We start from the raw sequence: 18,061 nt of genomic DNA on the forward strand, positions 1-18,061 counted from the left end.
CTTGGCGCGGGCAAGACGACGCTCGCGCGCGCGATGCTGAAGGCGCGCGGGCTCGTGGGCGAGGCGCCGAGCCCGACCTTTGCGATCGTCCAGCCCTATGCGCCGCCCGAGGTCGATCTGCCGATTGCGCATGTCGATCTCTACCGGATCGAGGGCGAGGATGAACTGATCGAACTCGGGCTCGACGATTATCGCTATGACGGCGCACTGCTGATCGAATGGCCCGAGCGGCTGGGCGGGGCCGGATGGCCCGAAGCGCTCGAACTGACGATTTCGGGCGAGGGCGACGCGCGCGTCTTGACAGCGTCGGTGCCGCCCGCTTGGGGAGCAAGATGGCCGCTCCGATGATTCCGCCCCCCCATGCGCCCGCCTTTCTCGCCGCGCATGGCTGGGGCGATGCCCAGATTTTGCCGCTCGCGGGGGACGCCTCCTTCCGCCGCTATTTCCGCGTCGTCGATGGCGCGCGGCAGGCGGTGCTGATGGACGCACCGCCGCCGCACGAAGACCCGCGGCCGTTTATCGCGGTCGCCGAGTTCCTTTGCGAACAGGGCCTCAATGCGCCGACGATCCTTGCGCGCGATCTGGAGCAGGGGCTGCTGCTGATCGAGGATTTCGGCGACGTGCGCCTCCGCGAAACGGTCGACGAGGCGCCGCATGCCGAAGCGGACTATTATGCGGGGGTGACCGACCTGCTCGTCCACCTGCACGCGCGACCGCCGATGGGCGGGTTGCCGGTCCACGGGCTCGAACAATGGCTGGGCGAAGTGGAACTGTTCACCGACTGGTATTGCCCGGCACTCGATATCGAGGTTGACCGCGACGCTTTTCGCGTGGCGTGGGCGAAGGTTTTGACGCCGGTCGAAACCGATGGCCTGCCGCGCGTCACCGTGCTGCGCGACTATCATGCCGAAAATATCATGCTGGTCCCGGGCAAGGACGGCATCGCGCATTATGGCCTGCTCGATTTCCAGGACGCGCTCGTCGGTCACCCGGCCTATGACCTCGCCTCGGTGCTCGAGGATGCGCGCCGCGATGTAAGCCCGGCGGTCGAAACGGCGATGCTCGCGCGTTATATGGAAGCGACGGGGCGCGATGTCGAGAACGCCTATTGGGCGCTCGCGGCGCAGCGCAACACGCGCATCCTCGGTGTTTTCGTCCGGCTTTGGAAGCGCGACGGCAAGGAGGGTTACCGCCGCTTCCAGCCGCGTATGTGGGGATTGCTCGAACGCGATCTCGCGCATCCGGCGCTTGTCCCCGTTCGGCAATGGTTCGACGCCAATGTCCCTGCTTCGAAACGGGCGGAGGCTTGGACGTGAGTGCGAAAATCAAAAGCGCGATGGTGATGGCGGCGGGGCTTGGCAAGCGGATGCGCCCGCTGACAGCCACCCGGCCGAAACCGCTGGTGCGCGTCGCGGGCAAGCCGCTGATCGATCACAGCCTCGACCGCATCGAAGCGGCCGGGATCGAGCATGTCGTCGTCAACGTCCATTATCTGGCGGACGCGCTCGAGGCGCATCTCGCGGCGCAGAAGCGGAGCTTCAGCATCGCGATTTCGGACGAGCGCGACCTGCTGCTTGAAACCGGCGGCGGGATGGTCAAGGCGCTGCCGCAACTGCGCGGCGATCCGATCCTGATCGTCAACAGCGACAATGTCTGGACCGACGGGCCCGAGGACAGCATCCGCCATCTCGCGCGCCATTGGGACGGCGACAGGATGGACGCGCTGCTGCTGCTGATCCGGCAGGCGAGCGCGACCGGGCACGGCGGGCGCGGTGATTTCCATATGGAGGGCGACGGCAAACTCAGCCGCCGCAAGCCGGGGCGGATAGCGCCTTTCGTCTATACGGGCATCCAGTTGATCTCGCCGCGGCTGCTCGACGGAGCGCCCGAGGGAGCCTTTTCGACCAACATCCTGTGGGACCGCGCGATCGCGGCGGGGCGGCTTTATGGCCTGTCGCACATGGGGCAGTGGTTCGATGTCGGCACCCCGGCGAGTATCGCGCCGACCGAAGCCGCGCTGACGGATGGCTGACGCCAAACCAACCGTCTTCTCCATTCCCGTCCAGCGGGCCTTCGCCGATGCGCTCGCCGCCGGATTGATCGCGCGCTACGCCGACGGCGCGCTGGGCCTCGCGCAGGGCCTGATCATACTGCCGAGCAATCGCGCGCGGAGCGCGGTGCAGGCGGCGTTTGTGCGCGCGGGTGGCACCGGGTTGTTGATGCCGCGGCTCGCGGTGATCGGCGACGCCGACCTCGATGAAAGCGTCGCGCTCGCACTCGACCCGATCGACGAGAGCGATGCGATCCCGCCCGCGATCGACGCGCTGAAGCGGCGGCTGATGCTCGCGGGGCTGATCGAAACGCATGTTCCTGCCGGGGAGGAGCCGATCACCGGCTCCGCGGCCTTCCAGCTTGCCGAAGGGCTGGGGCGCGTGATCGACCAGTTGCATTATGAGGAAGTCGCGCCCGCGCGGCTTGCCGATATCGAAAGCGCGCTCGGCGACCTTGCGGGGCATTGGCAGGCGTCGTGGCGGCGATTGTCGCTGCTCGTCGACCAGTGGCCGAAGCTGCTCGCGGCGACGGGGCATATCGACCGCGCCGACCGGCGCAATCGCCTGCTCGAACGGGTGAGCCGGGGATGGCGCGTCGCGCCGCCGGCGCGTTTCGTCGTCGCGGCGGGCGTGACGACGGCGGCGCCCGCGATTGCTCGGCTGCTGCGCGCCGTCGCCGACCTGCCGCAAGGGATGGTCGTGCTGCCGGGGCTCGACCTTGGCATGGCGGGCGAGGAATGGGAGGCGCTCGGGCCGGTCGAGGCCGATCCCGGGAAGCCGGGTGAGCGTCCGCTGGAGACGCATCCGCAATATCATCTGAAGCTGCTGCTCGGGCGAATGGGCGTATCGCGGGGCGAGGTACAGTCGTGGGATGCCGCTTCCGCGTTCGACGGTCCCGACGCGCGTGCGTCCTTCACCTCGCTGCTCTTCGCGCCCGCCGCGTACACGGCGCGCTGGCAGCAAGCGGGCGATTTGAGCCCCGGTATCGCGGGCGTCACCGCCGCGGTGTTCGCCGATGACGGGCAGGAAGCGCAGGGGATTGCGCTGATGATGCGCCACGCGCTCGAAACACCCGCGCGCACTGCCGCACTGGTGACCCCCGACCGCGCGCTCGCGACGCGCGTTGCGGCGGCGCTCGCGCGCTGGGATATTTCGGTCGACGACAGCGCGGGACAACCGCTGGGGCAGACGCCGCCGGGCGCGCTGCTGCTCGCGCTTGCCGAATTTGCCGCAGCGTTCGACCCGGTGCGGCTGGTCGCGCTGCTCGGGCATCCGCTCGTTCGCACGGGTGAGGCGCGCTTGGGCTGGCTCGATCAGGTGCGACGGCTCGACCTTGTCCTGCGCGGGCCGGGGCTGGTGCCCGGCTGGGACGGTGTGGCAGCGCGGATCGTCGCGAGTGCTGCCGATCCGAAAGCGCGTGGCCATGCCGAGGCGAAGCTGGTCGGCGATTGGTGGGCGGACGTGGTGACGGGGCTGGGCGCCGCGCTTGCTCCTTTTGCGGCGGGCGCTTTGGCGCCGCCCTCGGCGCTGCTCGGTGCCTTGCAAACAGCGCTCGGCTGGCTGACCGGCGAGGGCGCATGGACAGGCCATGCCGGGCGCGCGCTGTCCGAACTCTTCGATCGCTGGGCGCTGGCGAAGGGCGACGGCCCGGCGCTCGTCGCGCCTGCCGATTTCCCGGCGATGCTCGCCGACCTGTTGTCCGGCGAGAGCGTCCGGCCGCCCTATGGCGGGCATCCGCGGTTGTTCATCTGGGGCCTGCTCGAAGCGCGGTTGCAGCGCGCGGACCTGATGATCCTCGGCGGGCTCGACGAAGGCCGCTGGCCGCAGCAGCAAAGCCCGGACCCGTGGCTCGCGCCGGGCATCCGCCGCATGCTCGGGCTCGCGGCGCCCGAGCGTCAGCAGGGCGCCGCGGCGCATGATTTTGCGGGTGCCTTTGCCGCGCGCGAGGTGGTGGTGACGCGCGCGCAACGCAGCGGCGGCGACCCCGCAGTCGCATCGCGCTTCTGGTTGCGCCTCGCGGCGCTTGCGGGCGAATTGCCCGAAGCGCGCGTGGGCGGCGAGAGCGTGGCGACGCTGGCGGCGGCGCTCGATGTGCCGCCGGGGGCGATCGCGCCCGCGCCGATGCCGCAGCCGCGACCGCCCGTCGAGGCGCGGCCGGACCAGATCAGCGTCACCGGCGTCGACCTGCTCGCGAAGGATCCCTACGCTTTTTACGCGGGACGGATCCTGCGGCTTTCGGTGCTCGATCCGCTGCGCGCCGGGCCCGACCCACGCTGGCTCGGTACGCGTGTCCATGCATTTCTGGAGGATTGGCAGCGCGCCGGGGCGACGCCCGAAGCGCTCGAGATCGAACTCGGCCGCCTGCTCGGCGATCCGGCGCTCGACGCGCTCGCGCGCGCCTTCTGGTTCCCGCGGATCGAGCCCGCGCTGCGCTGGGCGGCCGAACGCGTGTGGACGGCGCGCACCGAGGGACGCGAGCCGATCGCGACCGAGGTAACTGGCGCGCACGAACTGGATGGCATTCGCCTGTCGGGCAAGGCCGATCGCATCGACCGGCTGGCCGACGGCAGCCTCGCGATCGTCGATTACAAGACCGGCGCGGCGCCGAGCGGCAGCGCGGCGTTCGATGGGCTGGACAACCAGTTGGGCCTGCTCGGCCTGCTTGCCGAGATGGGGAAGGTCGACGGCGTCGCGGCAGGACCGATCAACGCGCTCGAATATTGGAGCCTGAAGGCCGACCGCGCGAAAGGTATCGACGGAAGCGTCACGCCGACGCACGGGTCGCGGCGCAAGCTCAAGACCGCCGAGGAGGCCATCGCGCGCGCCTATGACGCATTCGCCGAATTGACCGCCGCCTGGCTGCGCGGCGACAGGGCGTTCGCGCCGGGTGACAATGCGAGGCGCTTTACCGATTACGATCAGTTGATGCGCCGCGACGAATGGTTCGGGCGGGGCGGGGATTTGGGCGGAGACGCGCCATGACGCGGCTCCATGATCTCGACCCGGGCCAACAGGCGGCGGCGCAGCCCCACGAGCATGTTTGGCTCGGCGCGTCGGCGGGGACGGGCAAGACGCAGGTGCTGTCGGCGCGGGTGCTGCGGCTGATGCTCGCGGGGGTCGCGCCCGACGCGATCCTCTGCATCACCTTTACCAAGGCGGGTGCCGCCGAAATGGCGCATCGCATCCACGAGCGGCTCGCGCTGTGGGTACGGATGGACGATGGCGACTTGCGGCTGGACCTGCGCGCATTGGGCGCCGACTGGCAGCAGCTAGGCATCCTCGATCGTGCGCGGTCGCTGTTCGCGACAGTGATCGACAGCGCGCCGGGCGCGATCCGGGTGCAGACGATCCACAGCTTCTGCCAGACGCTGCTCGCGAGCTTCCCGCTCGAGGCGAAGATCATGCCGGGATTTCGCGCGCTCGAAGAGGGCGAAGCGGCCGAGTTGCAACGGCAGGTGCTGGGGGCGCTGCTGGGGCAGGCGGGCGCCGATGGCGATATGATGCGCCGGCAGGCGGCGATGCTGTCGCGGCGGATGGGGCAGGATGCCGCGATGGCGTTCCTCGTGCGCTGCGCGCACGCCTTTGCCGCGCCGTTCCAGACGCGGATATTGCCGCCGCGTGGGCACGACCTGCGCGCCGCGCTGGGGCTGCCCGATGGCGATGCCGAGGCGTGGCTGGCGGCGCGGATCGCGGACGGGGCGATCGCCGATACGCATGTTCGCGCCGTCGCGGCCAGCGGGGCGGGGTGGGGAACGAAGACCGGGCTTGCCTGCGCCGACGCGATGGCGGGCTGGCTGGCGGCCGATGCGCCGACGCGCGCCGCGACGTTGGACGGCCTGCTCGGCTGTTTCCTGACCGGCAAGGGCGAACTCCGCGCCGACTTCGCAGGCGACAAGGGGCGGATGACCGATTGCCTCGACAGCGCGGTGCGGATCGTCGAATCCGCGCAGCTATTGCTCGCGACCGCCGCCGCGATGCGCGTCGCCGACGATCTTGCCGCGGCTTGGGATCTCGGAAGCCGCTTCGCCGAAGCCTACGCGCTGGCGAAGCGTGAGGGCGGGCTCGCCGATTTCGACGACCTGATCGCGATTGCGGGGTCGCTGCTGCGGCTCGGGCAGTTTGGCGAATGGGTGCGCTTCAAACTCGATCAGCGCACCGACCACATCCTTGTCGACGAGGCGCAGGATACGAACACGCGCCAATGGGCGATCGTCGCCGCGCTGGCCGAGGAGTTTTTTGCCGGCACGGGCGCGAAGGACGAGCGCATCCGCACGATGTTCACCGTCGGCGACCGTAAACAGGCAATCTTCGGCTTTCAGGGTACCGAGCCCGCGGCCTTCGAGGCGGCGCGCATCCGCTTCGGGGAGTGGGCGGCCGACGGCGGCCGGCCCTTCGCGCAGGTCGACCTTGTCACCAACTACCGGTCGAGCCCCGCGGTTCTTGACGTCGTCGACGAATGGGTGTCGAGCGGCGGGACCGAACTGATGGGCCTTGCGAGCGACGAGCCACCGCACCTGCCGTTCCGCAGCGAACATCCGGGGGGCGTCGAATTGTGGCAGCCGCTGCCGGTGGGCAAGGCGCTCGCGGCCGAAGGCGATGGCGAGGATATCGGCGAGGACGACGTGATCGAGGGCGGCGATCCGCTCGCCACCGCGAACGACCCCGCGAGCCTGCGGCTGTCGCGTGCGCTTGCCGACGAGGTTCAGGACTGGATCCTGCATGGCAAGGACGGACGCAGCGTTGCGCCGGGCGACATATTGATTCTCGTCCGTCGCCGCCGTGATCTCGCGGCGCGGATCGTCGCGCGGTTGCAATCGCTCGGCGTGCCCGTCGCGGGTGTCGACCGCTTTGCGCTGACCCAGCCGCTCGGGGTGCAGGACTTGCTGTCGGCGATGCGCTTCGCGATCCAGCCGCTCGACGATCTCAACCTCGCGGCGCTGCTCGTGTCGCCGCTGATCGGCTGGTCGCAGGATGATCTCTTCGCCTTTGCGCATGGGCGCGGCAAGCGTGCCTTGTGGGAGCAACTGCGTGCGCGCGAAGCCGAGGTGCCGGGCGCGACGATGACGGCGCTGCGCGGGCTGCTCGGCATGGCCGATTTCACGACACCCTATCGTTTCCTCGATCGTGTGCTGGCGGGGCCGATGCAGGGGCGACGGCGGCTCTATGCGCGGCTTGGGCGCGAGGCGCGCGACCCGGTCGACGAACTGCTGAACCAAGCCTTGAATTTCGAACGCCAGCACACGCCGTCGCTGCTCGCTTTCCTGAGCGAGGTCGAGGCCAGCCGTGCCGATATCAAGCGACAGACCGAGGCGCGCAGCGACGTCGTGCGCGTGATGACGGTGCACGGATCGAAGGGATTGCAGGCACCGATCGTCATCCTTGCCGATGCGACCGACGACCCGGTGCAGCGCCAGCGCGGCTTCGACCTGTCGCTCGGGGGCTGGGACCGGTTGCCGGTGTTCGGCCTGCCGAAGGAGGAGCGGCACGGACCGGTTGCCGCGGCGCACGACCGGAAGGCGCGGGCCGAGATCGAGGAACATTGGCGGCTGCTCTACGTCGCGATGACGCGCGCCGAGGAGCTGCTGATCGTGACCGGCATCACGAAGAAAGAAGATCGTTCGCTGCCCGAACTGTGCTGGCACGCCGCGGTTGACCGGGTGATGGAAGACATGGGGCTGGGATGGCAGGATGCCGGGCCGCGCTGGGGGCAGAAGCGCGTTCATGCGGCCAATGCGAAGGCGTGGGTGCGGCATCGGGAGAAGCCGGCCATTGTGACGCCCGCTGTCGCGATTCCCGAGTGGGCAACGAAGCCGGCGCCCGAAGAAGCGCGCCCGCCGCGCCCGCTCGCGCCGACGGCACTGGGCGACGATGATGTCGCATCGCCGCCGCAGGGCGGCACGCGTGCGGCCGCGGTCGAACGCGGACTGCTGCTCCATGCGCTGTTCGAGCGATTGCCGCCGGTCGCGGCCGGGCGCCGGCGCGCGGCGGCGCTGCACTGGCTGTCGGTGCAGGCGGCAGCGCTCGACGAGGGTGGGCGGACGGCGATGGTCGACGAGGTGCTCGCGGTGCTCGAACACCCCGCGCATGCCGCGCTGTTCGGACCGGGCTCGCTCGCCGAGGTGCCTCTGTCGGCGGTCGTCGACGGCGTGGTCATTGCGGGGATCGTCGACCGGCTGCTCGTCACCGACGATCGGGTGACGGTGATCGATTTCAAGACCGGGCGCCACGTGCCCGCGGCGCCGGCCGAAATCGCCCCCGCCTATCTGCGCCAGATGGCGGCGTATCGCGACGCGCTGAGAGTGATCTTTCCGGGTCGGCGGGTCGAGGCGGCCTTGCTCTATACTGCGGCGCCGCGGCTGATCGCGCTGGGCGATGACCTGCTCGATGCGCACAAGCCGGGCTTGCTGGCAACGAAGGCGAATTTGCCGGGTTCAGCCCTTGAGCCGGACGCGGCGACGCCTTAGTTTGATGGCAACAATATTTCAGGAGTCCAAGATATGGGTACCAAGGCAATCAGCGACGACAGCTTCCAGGCCGACGTCCTCGACAGCGACACTCCCGTGCTCGTCGATTTCTGGGCCGAATGGTGCGGTCCGTGCAAGATGATCGGCCCGTCGCTCGAGGAAATCGCCGACGAACTCGGTGAAAAGGTCGTGATCGCGAAACTGAACATCGACGATCATCCGAACGCCCCTGCCAAATATGGTGTGCGCGGCATTCCGACGATGATCCTGTTCAAGAATGGCGAGATCGCCGACACCAAGGTCGGCGCAGCGCCGAAGAGTGCGCTCAAGGGCTGGCTCGAAGGCGCGCTGTAAGCCATGTTCGTCACCCCGGACTTGATCCGGGGTCCATACCGACAGCGATGTCCACATGGATCCCGGATCAAGTCCGGGATGACGATTCCAGTTGGCTTCAGCTCCGATAATCAGCGTTGATGCTGATGTATCCGTGGGTCAGGTCGCACGTCCAGACGGTCGCGCGGCCTTCGCCGAGGCCAAGGTCGGTGCCGACGCGGATGTCCTGGCCCTTGAGGTGCGCCGCGACCGGTGCCTCGTCATATCCGTCGACCGGCAGGCCGTCCTTTGCCACCCAGTGATCGCCGAAGCGGATCGCGAGGCGGTCGCGGTCGGCGGGCTCGCCCGCTTTCCCGACAGCCATCACGACGCGGCCCCAGTTGGCGTCCTCGCCCGCGATTGCGGTCTTGACCAGCGGCGAGTTGGCGATCGCGAGCGCGACGCGTCTGGCGCTCTCGTCATTTATGGCACCGGTCACCTGAATCTCGATGAATTTCGACGCGCCTTCGCCGTCGCGCACCACCTGATGCGCGAGGTCGAGCGCGACTTCGCGGATCGCGGCATACAGCGCATCGGCGCCCGGATCGTCGCGCGTGGAGAGCGTGGCGTTGCCCGCCTGTCCGGTCGCGAAGAGCAGCACGGTGTCGCTGGTCGATGTGTCGCTGTCGACGGTGATGCTGTTGAAGCTGCCGCCGGTCGCTTCGCTCAGCATCGCCTGCAACAGCGCGGGCGCGACCGCGGCGTCGGTGAAGATATAGCCGAGCATCGTCGCCATGTCGGGAGCGATCATGCCCGATCCCTTGACGATCCCGGCGACCTGGATGGTCCTGCCATCGACGATCGCGCTTGCCGCCGAGCCCTTGGCGAAGGTGTCGGTGGTGCCGATCGTTTCGGCGGCGGCCTCCCACGAGCAGGTCCCGGCGGTGAGCGCGGCTTCGACCCCGGCGCGCGCCTTGTCCTTGGGGAGCGGCACGCCGATCACGCCGGTCGAGCTGACGAAAACCTCGCTGGCGTCGCAGCCGAGGTGGGCGGCAACCTGCGCCATGATCTGCTCGACCGCCTCGCGCCCGCGATAGCCGGTGAAAGCGTTGCTGTTGCCGGCGTTGACGATCAGCGCACGGCCCGACCCCCCCTTTACCTGCTCACGCCCAAGCTCGACTTCGGACGAGCAGCAGACGTTGCGCGTAAAGACCCCTGCGACCGTGGTGCCGGGCGCGAGCTCGATGAAGGTGAGGTCGCAGCGGTTCCAATTCTTGTACTGCGCGCGCGCGACGCGGCGCGTGACCCCGGCGATCTCGGGGAGGACGGGGAAGTGGTCGGGGGCGAGCGGGGAGCGGGTGGTCATGGCGCGCGCATAATCGCTATCGGCTCAAAGCAAAACCCCTCCCGGCAAGGGAGGGGCACGAAGACTTGGGCGCTTTGCGCCCTAGTCGCGGTGGGGTGGGTATGCGGTCAGAAAGAACGCCCGCGGCGACCCACCCCCGACCCCTCCCTTGCAGGGAGGGGAGTTGTTACGCGGGAATGCCGCTGATCGACTTCACCTCCATGAAATCCTTGAGCCCGAACACGCCGCCTTCGCGGCCGTTGCCCGACGCCTTGTAGCCGCCGAACGCCGCGCCCGGGCCGGGGCCCCATGCGTTGACCGCGACCATGCCGGCGCGCAGCTTCGGTGCGACATCGGCCGCCTTGGCGGGGTCGCCCGAGATCACCGCCGACAGGCCATATTCGGTGTCGTTGGCGATATCGACGGCTTCGTCGAGGTCGCCATAGGCCATGATCGTCGCGACGGGGCCGAAGATTTCCTCGTTGGCGATGCGCATGTCGCGGGTGACGCCCGAGAAGACCGTCGGCTTGATATAATAGCCGCGGTTGACGTTCGCGGGCAGGCCGGTGCCGCCGGTCTCGAGCGTCGCGCCTTCGTCGATTGCCGACTGGATCAGACCCTGGATCTTGTCGAACTGCGCCTTGTTGACGACGGGGCCGATATGGCCGCCTTCGCTTTGCGGATCGCCGACCTGCGTGCCGTCGAACATCGCCTTGATGACGCCCACGGCTTCGGCCTCGCGGTCCTTCTGGACGAGGATGCGCGTCGGCGCGATGCAGCTCTGCCCGGTGTTGACGAGCACGCCCTGCACCGTCGGCGGCAGCACCGCGGCGAAATCGGCGTCGGGCAGGACGATGTTCGGCGACTTGCCGCCGAGTTCCTGATGGACGCGCTTGACCGTGTCGGCCGCCGCCTTGGCGACGAGGATGCCCGCGCGGGTCGAGCCGGTGAAGCTCACCATTTCGATGCCCGGGTGCGCGCTGATCGCGTTGCCGACGGTCGGGCCATCGCCCTGGACGAGGTTGAACACGCCGGCGGGAACGCCTGCGGCTTCGAGAATTTCGGCGAAGATCACCGCGTTGCCGGGGCATTCCTCCGACGGCTTCAGCACCATCGTGTTGCCCGCGGCGAGCGCAGGGGCGACCTTCAATGCGATCTGGTTGAGCGGCCAGTTCCACGGTGTGATCATGCCGACGACGCCGATCGGCTCATAGGCGATCATGCCCGCCGCATATTTTTCGGTGAAGCTGAAATCCTTGAGCGCGGCAATCGTGCCGAGGAAGCCGCCGATGCCGGCGCCGACCTGCGCGGTGCCCGCGAAGCTGACGGGGGCGCCCATTTCCGACGCCATCGACTTGGCGAGGTCGGGCGCGCGCTTCTTATACTCTTCGACGATGCGGTTCAGCAGGTCGAGGCGTTCCTCGCGCGTCGTCTGCGAGAAGGTCTTGAACGCTTCCTTCGCCGCGGCGACGGCGTCGTCGACGTCGGCTGCGGTGCCGAGCACGACGGTCGAGGCGGCTTCCTCGGTCGCGGGGTTGATCACGTCGTGAAGCTTGCCGCCCTTGCTGTCGACCCAGCGGCCGCCGATGTAATTCTGTTTGAGGTGCGTTTCGGTGCTCATCATTCTTCTCCCATCGGCGGTCAATTCCGTCTCGGATTGCTACCTAATCACTGTGCCTGATGAATCAAGCGCGGCCAACCGTGAAAACTGGCGGGTCAGCGTTTTTCAGCAGAGAGGCGTGACATCAGGATGGCAGCGCGCGTCGCCTGCCGGCTGATGCTGGGTATGTCGACCGCCTCCCCGGGGGCGTGGTCCCCGGTGCTGTACGGCCCGAGTCCCGCGAGCCCGTCGACATCGGCGGCGACAAAGCTGATGTCGCCTGCGCCGCGCTTCAGCGGATCGAGCGGCGCCATTTCGGCAAGCCCGAGGTCGCGGTTGACGCCGTTGAGCTTCGTCAGCAGCGCGCGGTTGCCGTCGGTCGGCGCCATCGAGGGATAGCCACCGGGGTCGAAGGCGAGCTTTGCATCGGTGCCGGGTGCGTGCTCCGCCACGATTGCAGCCATTTTGGCTTTCACCCGCTCGATCTGTTCGGGCGAGAGGGCGCGAAGATCGCCGCGCGCGATCGCGATAGGCGCGATGATGTTGGTTTTGCCGTTCACCGTCGCGCGGATGCCGCCCGCGTCGAGTTCGGCCTGTTGGCCACCCGCGATCAGCCCGACGTTGAAGGTCAGGTTCGGTTCGGGAAGTTCGGTACGGAAGCGGTGGACGATGCGCGTGAGTTCATAGATCGCGCCGTCGCCCGCCGCGGCGCTGAAGATGCCCGAGCTGTGCGCGCTCTTGCCCGTCGCGGTGACCGTCCAGCTGTCCGACGAGCGCCGCGCGACCGAGCCCATGTCGGCGCCGTTGTCGCGGACGAGCCCTTCGAAATCGAGCGCGACGTCGCTGCGCTTGCCTGCGGCGATCAGGTCGGCGCGCGCCTTTTCGATGGGGGTGCCCGAATCCTCCTCGTCGCCGGTCATGTGGATTTCGATATTGGCATCCTTGAGCGTTCCCGCCGCGTTCATGGCGCGCAGCGCCGCAACGATGACCACCATGCCGCCCTTGTCGTCGCCCGCGCCGGGGCCTTCGCCCATGTCGCCCTTGCGGGTGAATTTCTGGAACGGTGAGTCGGGTTCGAACACCGTGTCGAGATGCGCGATGAGGAGCAGGCGCTTGGCATCGGGCTTGCCGGTGTGGGTTGCGATCAGATGACCCGCGCGGCCGGTGTCGCGCATCGGTTTCCATTCGACCTTGAAGCCCAGCGGTTCGAGTTCGGCGCGCATCATCTGCCCGACCTTCTCGACCCCCTCCAGATTCTGCGAGCCGCTGTTCTGGTTGACGAGTTTTTCAAGGAGGTCGAGGCTGCGGGCCTGTTCGGCGTCGACCGTTTTCGCCATGCCGCTTTCGGCTTTCGACAGCTTCGCATGCGCCGCCGGGACGAGCGCGAGTTGAAGCGCGACGAGAGCGATAAAGGGCATATATTTCATGGGGAGGCCTCCTTTGGAGACGCCCTTGTGCCGCGCGTCCCCGGGGGCTGCAAGCGGTTAGCCCGCGCGCACCATGAAAATCTCCCCGTCGAGGCCAACGAGGAACAGATTGCCCGCGCTATCCTCGCCGAACGAGGCGATCTGGTCGAGCGTCCCCGCGTCGGGCGCGAAATCCTCGTTGCGCCGCGCGAAGCGCGACGAGGGCAAGGTCTGCCCGGCGACGAGGCTGGCAAAGGGGACGGTCCAGATATTGCCGGCGATGAAATCGGCGAAGACATATTGGCCCGCGAGCGACGTCACCGGACCGCGATAGACATAGCCGCCGGTGACGGTCCGCCCCTCGCGCGGGCCAGTGCCGCGCAGATATTCGAGGACGGGAGGGGTCAGCCCGCCCGGTGCCGATCCCGAATAGGGATGCGTGCCTTCGCGGAAGCGCCAGCCGAAATTGAGCCCTGGCTGGGTGGTCGTCATCATGTCGACTTCTTCGACGGCGCTCTGGCCGACATCGCCGATCAGCAGTGTCGACCCTGAAAAGGAGGCGCGGAAGGGATTGCGGAGGCCGATCGCATAGACCCAGGGGTCGCCGCCGCCGGCGAGGTACGGATTGCCAGGCGCGGGCGCATAGCTGTTGCCGCCCGCGTTCACGGCGAAACGCAGGATCTTGCCGAGCCGCGAATTCCGGTTCTGCGCATTGTTGGCAGGGTCGCCGGTGCCGCCGCCGTCGCCGACCGCGACATAGACGAGGCCATCGGGGCCGAAGCCGATCCAGCCGCCGTTGTGATTGCTGTTGTCGGCGTGCGGGATGCTGAGCACTATATCATAGCTCGTCGAGGCGTTCGGCTGGCCGAGCGCGTAGCGGCGCACCTGCACTGCGCCGTCGGGTGCGGTCGCCACCGCAAACAACCGCTGCGACGAGGCATGATCGGGCCAGGCCGCGAGTCCGAGGAGCCCGCGCTCGCCGTCGGTCGAAATATCGGTGATGTCGAGGACAAGCGTCCTGCTGCCGTTCGCAGGATCGAAGCGATAGACGTTGCCGCCCTTTTCGACGACATAGACCCGGCTGTCGCCCGGGATCGGCGCGACGTAGAGTGGCTGGGCGAAGCCGGTCCCGACGCGCGCGACCGTTATGCCCTCGCGGCTGTTGGTGACGGTGATGTTGACGGGCTGGGTCGCGCTCGCGCTGCCGTCGCCGACGCGGAGCTGGACGGCGTAGACATTGTTGCCGTCGGCGTCGCTGGCCAGGTCGTAATCGGGCGCTTCGTTGAAGCGCAGCGCGCCCGCGGTGGTGATCGAGAAGCGCGCGGCATCGGCGCCGCCATCGATCGCAAAGGTCAGCGCATCGCCGTCGGCATCACTCGCGGTCGCCTGATAGGCGGCGGGGGTATTTTCGGCGATGCTCGCGGTCTGGAGCGACGTGAAGGTCGGCGGCGTATTGGCGGCGGGCGGCTCACCGCCGCCTCCACTTCCGCCGCCTCCGCCGCACGAAGCCAAGGCCAAGGGCGCGAGGACAACAAGAACGGGCATCCGCATGGCCAGCCAGCCTTTCGCGATCGAGCCCACCCCTTGGCCGCAGCCTGCCATGGGGGCGCGGGACCCGCAACCCCGCCGGTTTACCAATATGCGGCGGGAAACTGCATCAGGCGGGTTCTTTCGCTTCGTCGAAATCGTCGAGCTTTTCGAGCGCGTCGCGGGCGATCTTTTGCAGGACGACGCGATTGACGACGAGGCCCTTGGCGTCATGACCCTCGAGTTCGTCGACGGTAAAGGCGACGCGCGTGAGGGCGGGCGCCAGTTCCTCGAAAGTGAATTTGAGCCCGGTGGTCAGCGCACCGTCGTCGACGCTGTAAATCAGATGCGCCTCGCGCGGGATTTCCATCGCGACCGCGATCTTGACCTTATACGCCTCGGGCCGCTCGTCGGGCACGAGTTTCTGAAAGTCGGGGTCGCCCTTTTCCGCGACCATCTCGTACAGCCGGGTCGAGCCGCCGTTGGTGACGAGCGGCAGGCCGGCGAAGGCGCTGTCGTCGCCGAACATCTTCGCGAACACCTCTTCGCGCGGCGCGGCGACCGTACGGGTCTGGTTCGCAAGCTCGGCGACCTTGCCGCAGCCGGTCGCGAGCAGCATCGCGATGATCGGGACCATCAGGCGCAACATCGATCATTCCCCTCTGGATTGCGGTCCCTTCTTTAGGCCGATTGGCTTACCAAAGCGTAATTGCGGCCGGGGCTTTGGCATGTGTAAAGAATATTTGACAGGTCGACCGTCTATCTGTAAAGAGTGTTTGACAGCATAAGGGGCGCGAATTGGAAAACCGGGTGCGCGATCATCGCGAGCAGGCGGGATGGAGCCAGGGCGAACTGGCGCGCCGGCTCGGCGTATCGCGCCAGACGATCAATGCGGTCGAAACCGACAAATATGACCCCAGCCTGCCGCTCGCGCTGCGCATGGCGGGGCTGTTCGGTCTCGAAGTGCGCGAGCTGTTTATCGACCATTGGGAACCGAAGGAGTAGGATCATGACAACGCAGGCAAGCGCCGCCAGCGGTTGGCGAAAGATGGCCATGCAGGCGATAGCGGGTGCCGTCGCGGGCGCGGCGGGTATGCTCGCGGTCACGTCGCTGATGGAGCGGCAGGCAGGGCTCGACTGGACGCCATCGCAGATCATCCTTGTCGGCATCGGCTTCATTTATGCGCTGATGGGGCTGTTCGTCGGCCTCGGGACGGTCGCGCCGCGGCTCCTCGGGCAACGGATGCTGAATGTTGCCGATGCCGACGAAATCGTCGAGGAGCGCTCGAATATGGGCAGCAGCGCGCTGGGCTGCCTGATCGTCGGCGCGGCGCTGATGCTGCTTGCCTATGCGGTAACCGCCGATGCGGCGCGCGCCGCGGCGCTGGTCACGCCCGCGACCGCATATGGGATATTGCTCGCCGTGCTGGCCGGCTTCGGTGCCATATCATGGGCAATGTGGAGACGCTTCGACGAACTCGCACGGCAATTGACGGTCGAGGTATCGGCGATCACAGGCAATGTGCTGATGTTCGTCGCGATCATCTGGGGCGGCGCTGCGGCCGCCGGACTAGCCCGCGGACCGCATCCGCTGGACCTCGTCTCGCTCGCCTTCGGGTCGATGCTTCTGAGCTCGTTCGTCGCTGTCGGCCGGCGCGGCATGATGGTGCGCTGAAAAGGAAAGGGCGCCCGGTTCCCCCGAACCGGACGCCCCCTTGGCGTCGCTGATCGCGTGCGATCAGGCGCTGTAGTACATGTCGAATTCGACAGGGCTCGGGGTTTGTTCGAAGCGATAGACTTCGTCCCACTTCAGCTCGACATAGGCTTCGATCTGGTCCTTCGAGAAGACGTCGCCCTTCAGCAGGAAGTCGTGATCGGCCATCAGGCTGTCGAGCGCTTCGCGCAAGCTGCCGCAGACGGTCGGGACTTCGCTCAGTTCCTCGGGCGGCAGGTCGTAGAGGTTCTTGTCCATCGGGTCGCCCGGGTGGATCTTGTTCTGGATGCCGTCGAGTCCCGCCATCAGCAGCGCCGAATAGCAAAGATAGGGGTTCGCCATCGCGTCGGGGAAGCGAAATTCGACGCGCTTCGACTTGGCGCCCGCGCCATAGGGGATGCGGCACGAAGCCGAACGGTTGCGCGACGAGTAAGCGAGCAGCACCGGCGCTTCGAAGCCGGGGACGAGGCGCTTGTAGCTGTTCGTCGTCGGGTTGGTGAAGGCGTTGAGCGCCTTCGCATGTTTCACGACACCGCCGATGAAATAGAGGCACATATCCGAAAGGCCGGCATAGCCGTTGCCCGCGAAGAGCGGCTTGCCCTTTTCCCAGATCGAGATGTGGGTGTGCATGCCGCTGCCGTTGTCGTCCTTGATCGGCTTCGGCATGAAGGTCGCGGTCTTGCCATAGGCGTGCGCGACCTGGTGCACGACATATTTGTAGATCTGCATGCGGTCGGCGGTTTCGGTGAGCGTACCGAAGGTCAGGCCGAGCTCGTGTTGCGCGGCGGCGACTTCATGGTGATGCTTGTCGCACGGCAGGCCGAGTTCGAGCATCGTCGAGACCATTTCGGCGCGGATGTCGACGGCGCTGTCGACCGGCGCGACGGGGAAATAACCGCCCTTGGCGCGCGGACGGTGGCCGAGGTTGCCGCCCTCATAGCTGCGGCCGGTGTTCGTCGGCAGTTCGATATCGTCGATCTCGAAGCCCGATTTGTTATAGCCGGTTTCGAAGCGGACGTCGTCGAACATGAAGAATTCGGCTTCGGGGCCGACATAGACGGTGTCGCCGATGCCGGTCGAGGCGACATAGGCCTCGGCGCGCTTTGCGGTGGTGCGCGGGTCGCGGGCATAGCCTTCGCCGGTCGAGGGTTCGACGATGTCGCAGAAGATGACGAGCATCGGGGTCGCCGAGAAGGGATCGTCATAAACGGCGTCGAGGTCGGGCTTGAGGATCATGTCCGACTCGTTGATCGCTTTCCAGCCTTCGATCGACGAACCGTCGAACATCAGGCCGTCTTCGAGTTCGTCCTCGCCGAGGACCGAGGCGACCATGGTCAGATGCTGCCACTTACCCTTGGGGTCGGTGAAGCGCAGGTCGACCCACTCGATGTCGTTTTCCTTGATCCGCGCGATGATATCCTTGGGCTTCGTAGCCATCGTCTATGCTTCCTTCTTGCGAAATGATCCGGCGTGCCGGGGATTGTCGGGTTTTCGAAAAGTGCGAAAAATTAAAGCGCGTCCTCGTTGCGTTCGCCGGTGCGAATGCGAAGCGCCGTTTCGACCGGAATGACGAAAATCTTGCCATCGCCGATCCGGCCGGTCTGCGCGGCGGCGGCGATCGCCTCCACCACGCGTTCGGCCA

The 18,061-nt window shown here is 67.4% G+C and carries 15 protein-coding genes; 8 read left to right on the forward strand and 7 right to left on the reverse strand.

The window, feature by feature from the left end; genetic code table 11:
* From tsaE to trxA, 6 genes are all read left to right on the forward strand, one after another.
* Window positions 1-348, forward strand: a 348-nt coding sequence (gene tsaE / locus VGD20_RS06960; protein ID WP_331133757.1) for a tRNA (adenosine(37)-N6)-threonylcarbamoyltransferase complex ATPase subunit type 1 TsaE, incomplete at its 5' end; no start/stop codon positions are given.
* Window positions 345-1,316 carry an aminoglycoside phosphotransferase family protein gene (locus VGD20_RS06965; RefSeq protein ID WP_331133758.1) on the forward strand — a complete coding sequence of 324 codons (972 nt, stop codon included), beginning with the start codon at window positions 345-347 and terminating at the stop codon, window positions 1,314-1,316. The genes tsaE and VGD20_RS06965, both read left to right, overlap by 4 nt.
* Window positions 1,313-2,032 (forward strand): nucleotidyltransferase family protein, encoded by a 720-nt coding sequence (locus VGD20_RS06970; RefSeq protein ID WP_331133759.1) that lies wholly within the window; start codon window positions 1,313-1,315, stop codon window positions 2,030-2,032. Before VGD20_RS06965 ends, VGD20_RS06970 begins: the two co-directional genes overlap by 4 nt.
* Window positions 2,025-5,033 (forward strand): double-strand break repair protein AddB, encoded by a 3,009-nt coding sequence (gene addB / locus VGD20_RS06975; RefSeq protein WP_331133760.1) that lies wholly within the window; start codon window positions 2,025-2,027, stop codon window positions 5,031-5,033. Before VGD20_RS06970 ends, addB begins: the two co-directional genes overlap by 8 nt.
* Complete coding sequence (addA, locus tag VGD20_RS06980; protein ID WP_331133761.1) at window positions 5,030-8,515, forward strand: double-strand break repair helicase AddA; 3,486 nt, start codon at window positions 5,030-5,032, stop codon at window positions 8,513-8,515. The genes addB and addA overlap by 4 nt, the downstream gene beginning before the upstream one ends.
* A gap of 33 nt (window positions 8,516-8,548) precedes the next feature.
* A complete protein-coding gene (gene trxA / locus VGD20_RS06985; protein ID WP_062176521.1) occupies window positions 8,549-8,869 on the forward strand; it encodes a thioredoxin TrxA in 321 nt (106 codons plus the stop codon).
* A gap of 97 nt (window positions 8,870-8,966) precedes the next feature.
* Here trxA and argJ read toward each other — a convergent pair whose 3' ends face one another.
* The 5 genes from argJ to VGD20_RS07010 all read right to left on the reverse strand — a co-directional run bounded on the left by argJ (window position 8,967) and on the right by VGD20_RS07010 (window position 15,354).
* Entirely contained in the window at window positions 8,967-10,193 is a 1,227-nt protein-coding gene (argJ, locus tag VGD20_RS06990; RefSeq protein WP_331133762.1) for a bifunctional glutamate N-acetyltransferase/amino-acid acetyltransferase ArgJ, read from the reverse strand.
* Window positions 10,194-10,359: 166 nt separating this feature from the next.
* The gene (locus tag VGD20_RS06995) at window positions 10,360-11,793 is read right to left on the reverse strand and encodes an aldehyde dehydrogenase family protein (RefSeq protein WP_331133767.1); all 1,434 of its coding nucleotides are present in this window, start codon (window positions 11,791-11,793) and stop codon (window positions 10,360-10,362) included.
* A 95-nt stretch (window positions 11,794-11,888) separates the two neighbouring features.
* A complete protein-coding gene (locus VGD20_RS07000) occupies window positions 11,889-13,190 on the reverse strand; it encodes a M20/M25/M40 family metallo-hydrolase (protein WP_331133768.1) in 1,302 nt (433 codons plus the stop codon).
* 66 nt (window positions 13,191-13,256) lie between these two features.
* The gene (locus tag VGD20_RS07005) at window positions 13,257-14,729 is read right to left on the reverse strand and encodes a PQQ-dependent sugar dehydrogenase (protein WP_331133763.1); all 1,473 of its coding nucleotides are present in this window, start codon (window positions 14,727-14,729) and stop codon (window positions 13,257-13,259) included.
* 106 nt (window positions 14,730-14,835) lie between these two features.
* A complete protein-coding gene (locus VGD20_RS07010) occupies window positions 14,836-15,354 on the reverse strand; it encodes a hypothetical protein (RefSeq protein ID WP_331133764.1) in 519 nt (172 codons plus the stop codon).
* Window positions 15,355-15,503: 149 nt separating this feature from the next.
* Here VGD20_RS07010 and VGD20_RS07015 point away from each other — a divergent pair, with 149 nt between their 5' ends.
* Window positions 15,504-15,710, forward strand: coding sequence for a helix-turn-helix transcriptional regulator (locus VGD20_RS07015; RefSeq protein ID WP_331133765.1), 207 nt, complete (start codon window positions 15,504-15,506; stop codon window positions 15,708-15,710).
* A 4-nt stretch (window positions 15,711-15,714) separates the two neighbouring features.
* Window positions 15,715-16,380: a hypothetical protein gene (locus VGD20_RS07020; protein WP_331133766.1), complete on the forward strand. Its 666-nt coding sequence runs from the start codon at window positions 15,715-15,717 to the stop codon at window positions 16,378-16,380.
* A 63-nt stretch (window positions 16,381-16,443) separates the two neighbouring features.
* Here the strand turns inward: VGD20_RS07020 and glnA are convergent, their stop codons facing one another.
* Entirely contained in the window at window positions 16,444-17,856 is a 1,413-nt protein-coding gene (glnA, locus tag VGD20_RS07025; RefSeq protein ID WP_192647162.1) for a type I glutamate--ammonia ligase, read from the reverse strand.
* A gap of 71 nt (window positions 17,857-17,927) precedes the next feature.
* A partial coding sequence (locus VGD20_RS07030; protein ID WP_331133769.1) for a P-II family nitrogen regulator occupies window positions 17,928-18,061 on the reverse strand: 134 nt, incomplete at its 5' end.

The sequence above is a fragment of the Sphingopyxis sp. genome (assembly GCF_036402335.1).
GTDB lineage: Bacteria > Pseudomonadota > Alphaproteobacteria > Sphingomonadales > Sphingomonadaceae > Sphingopyxis.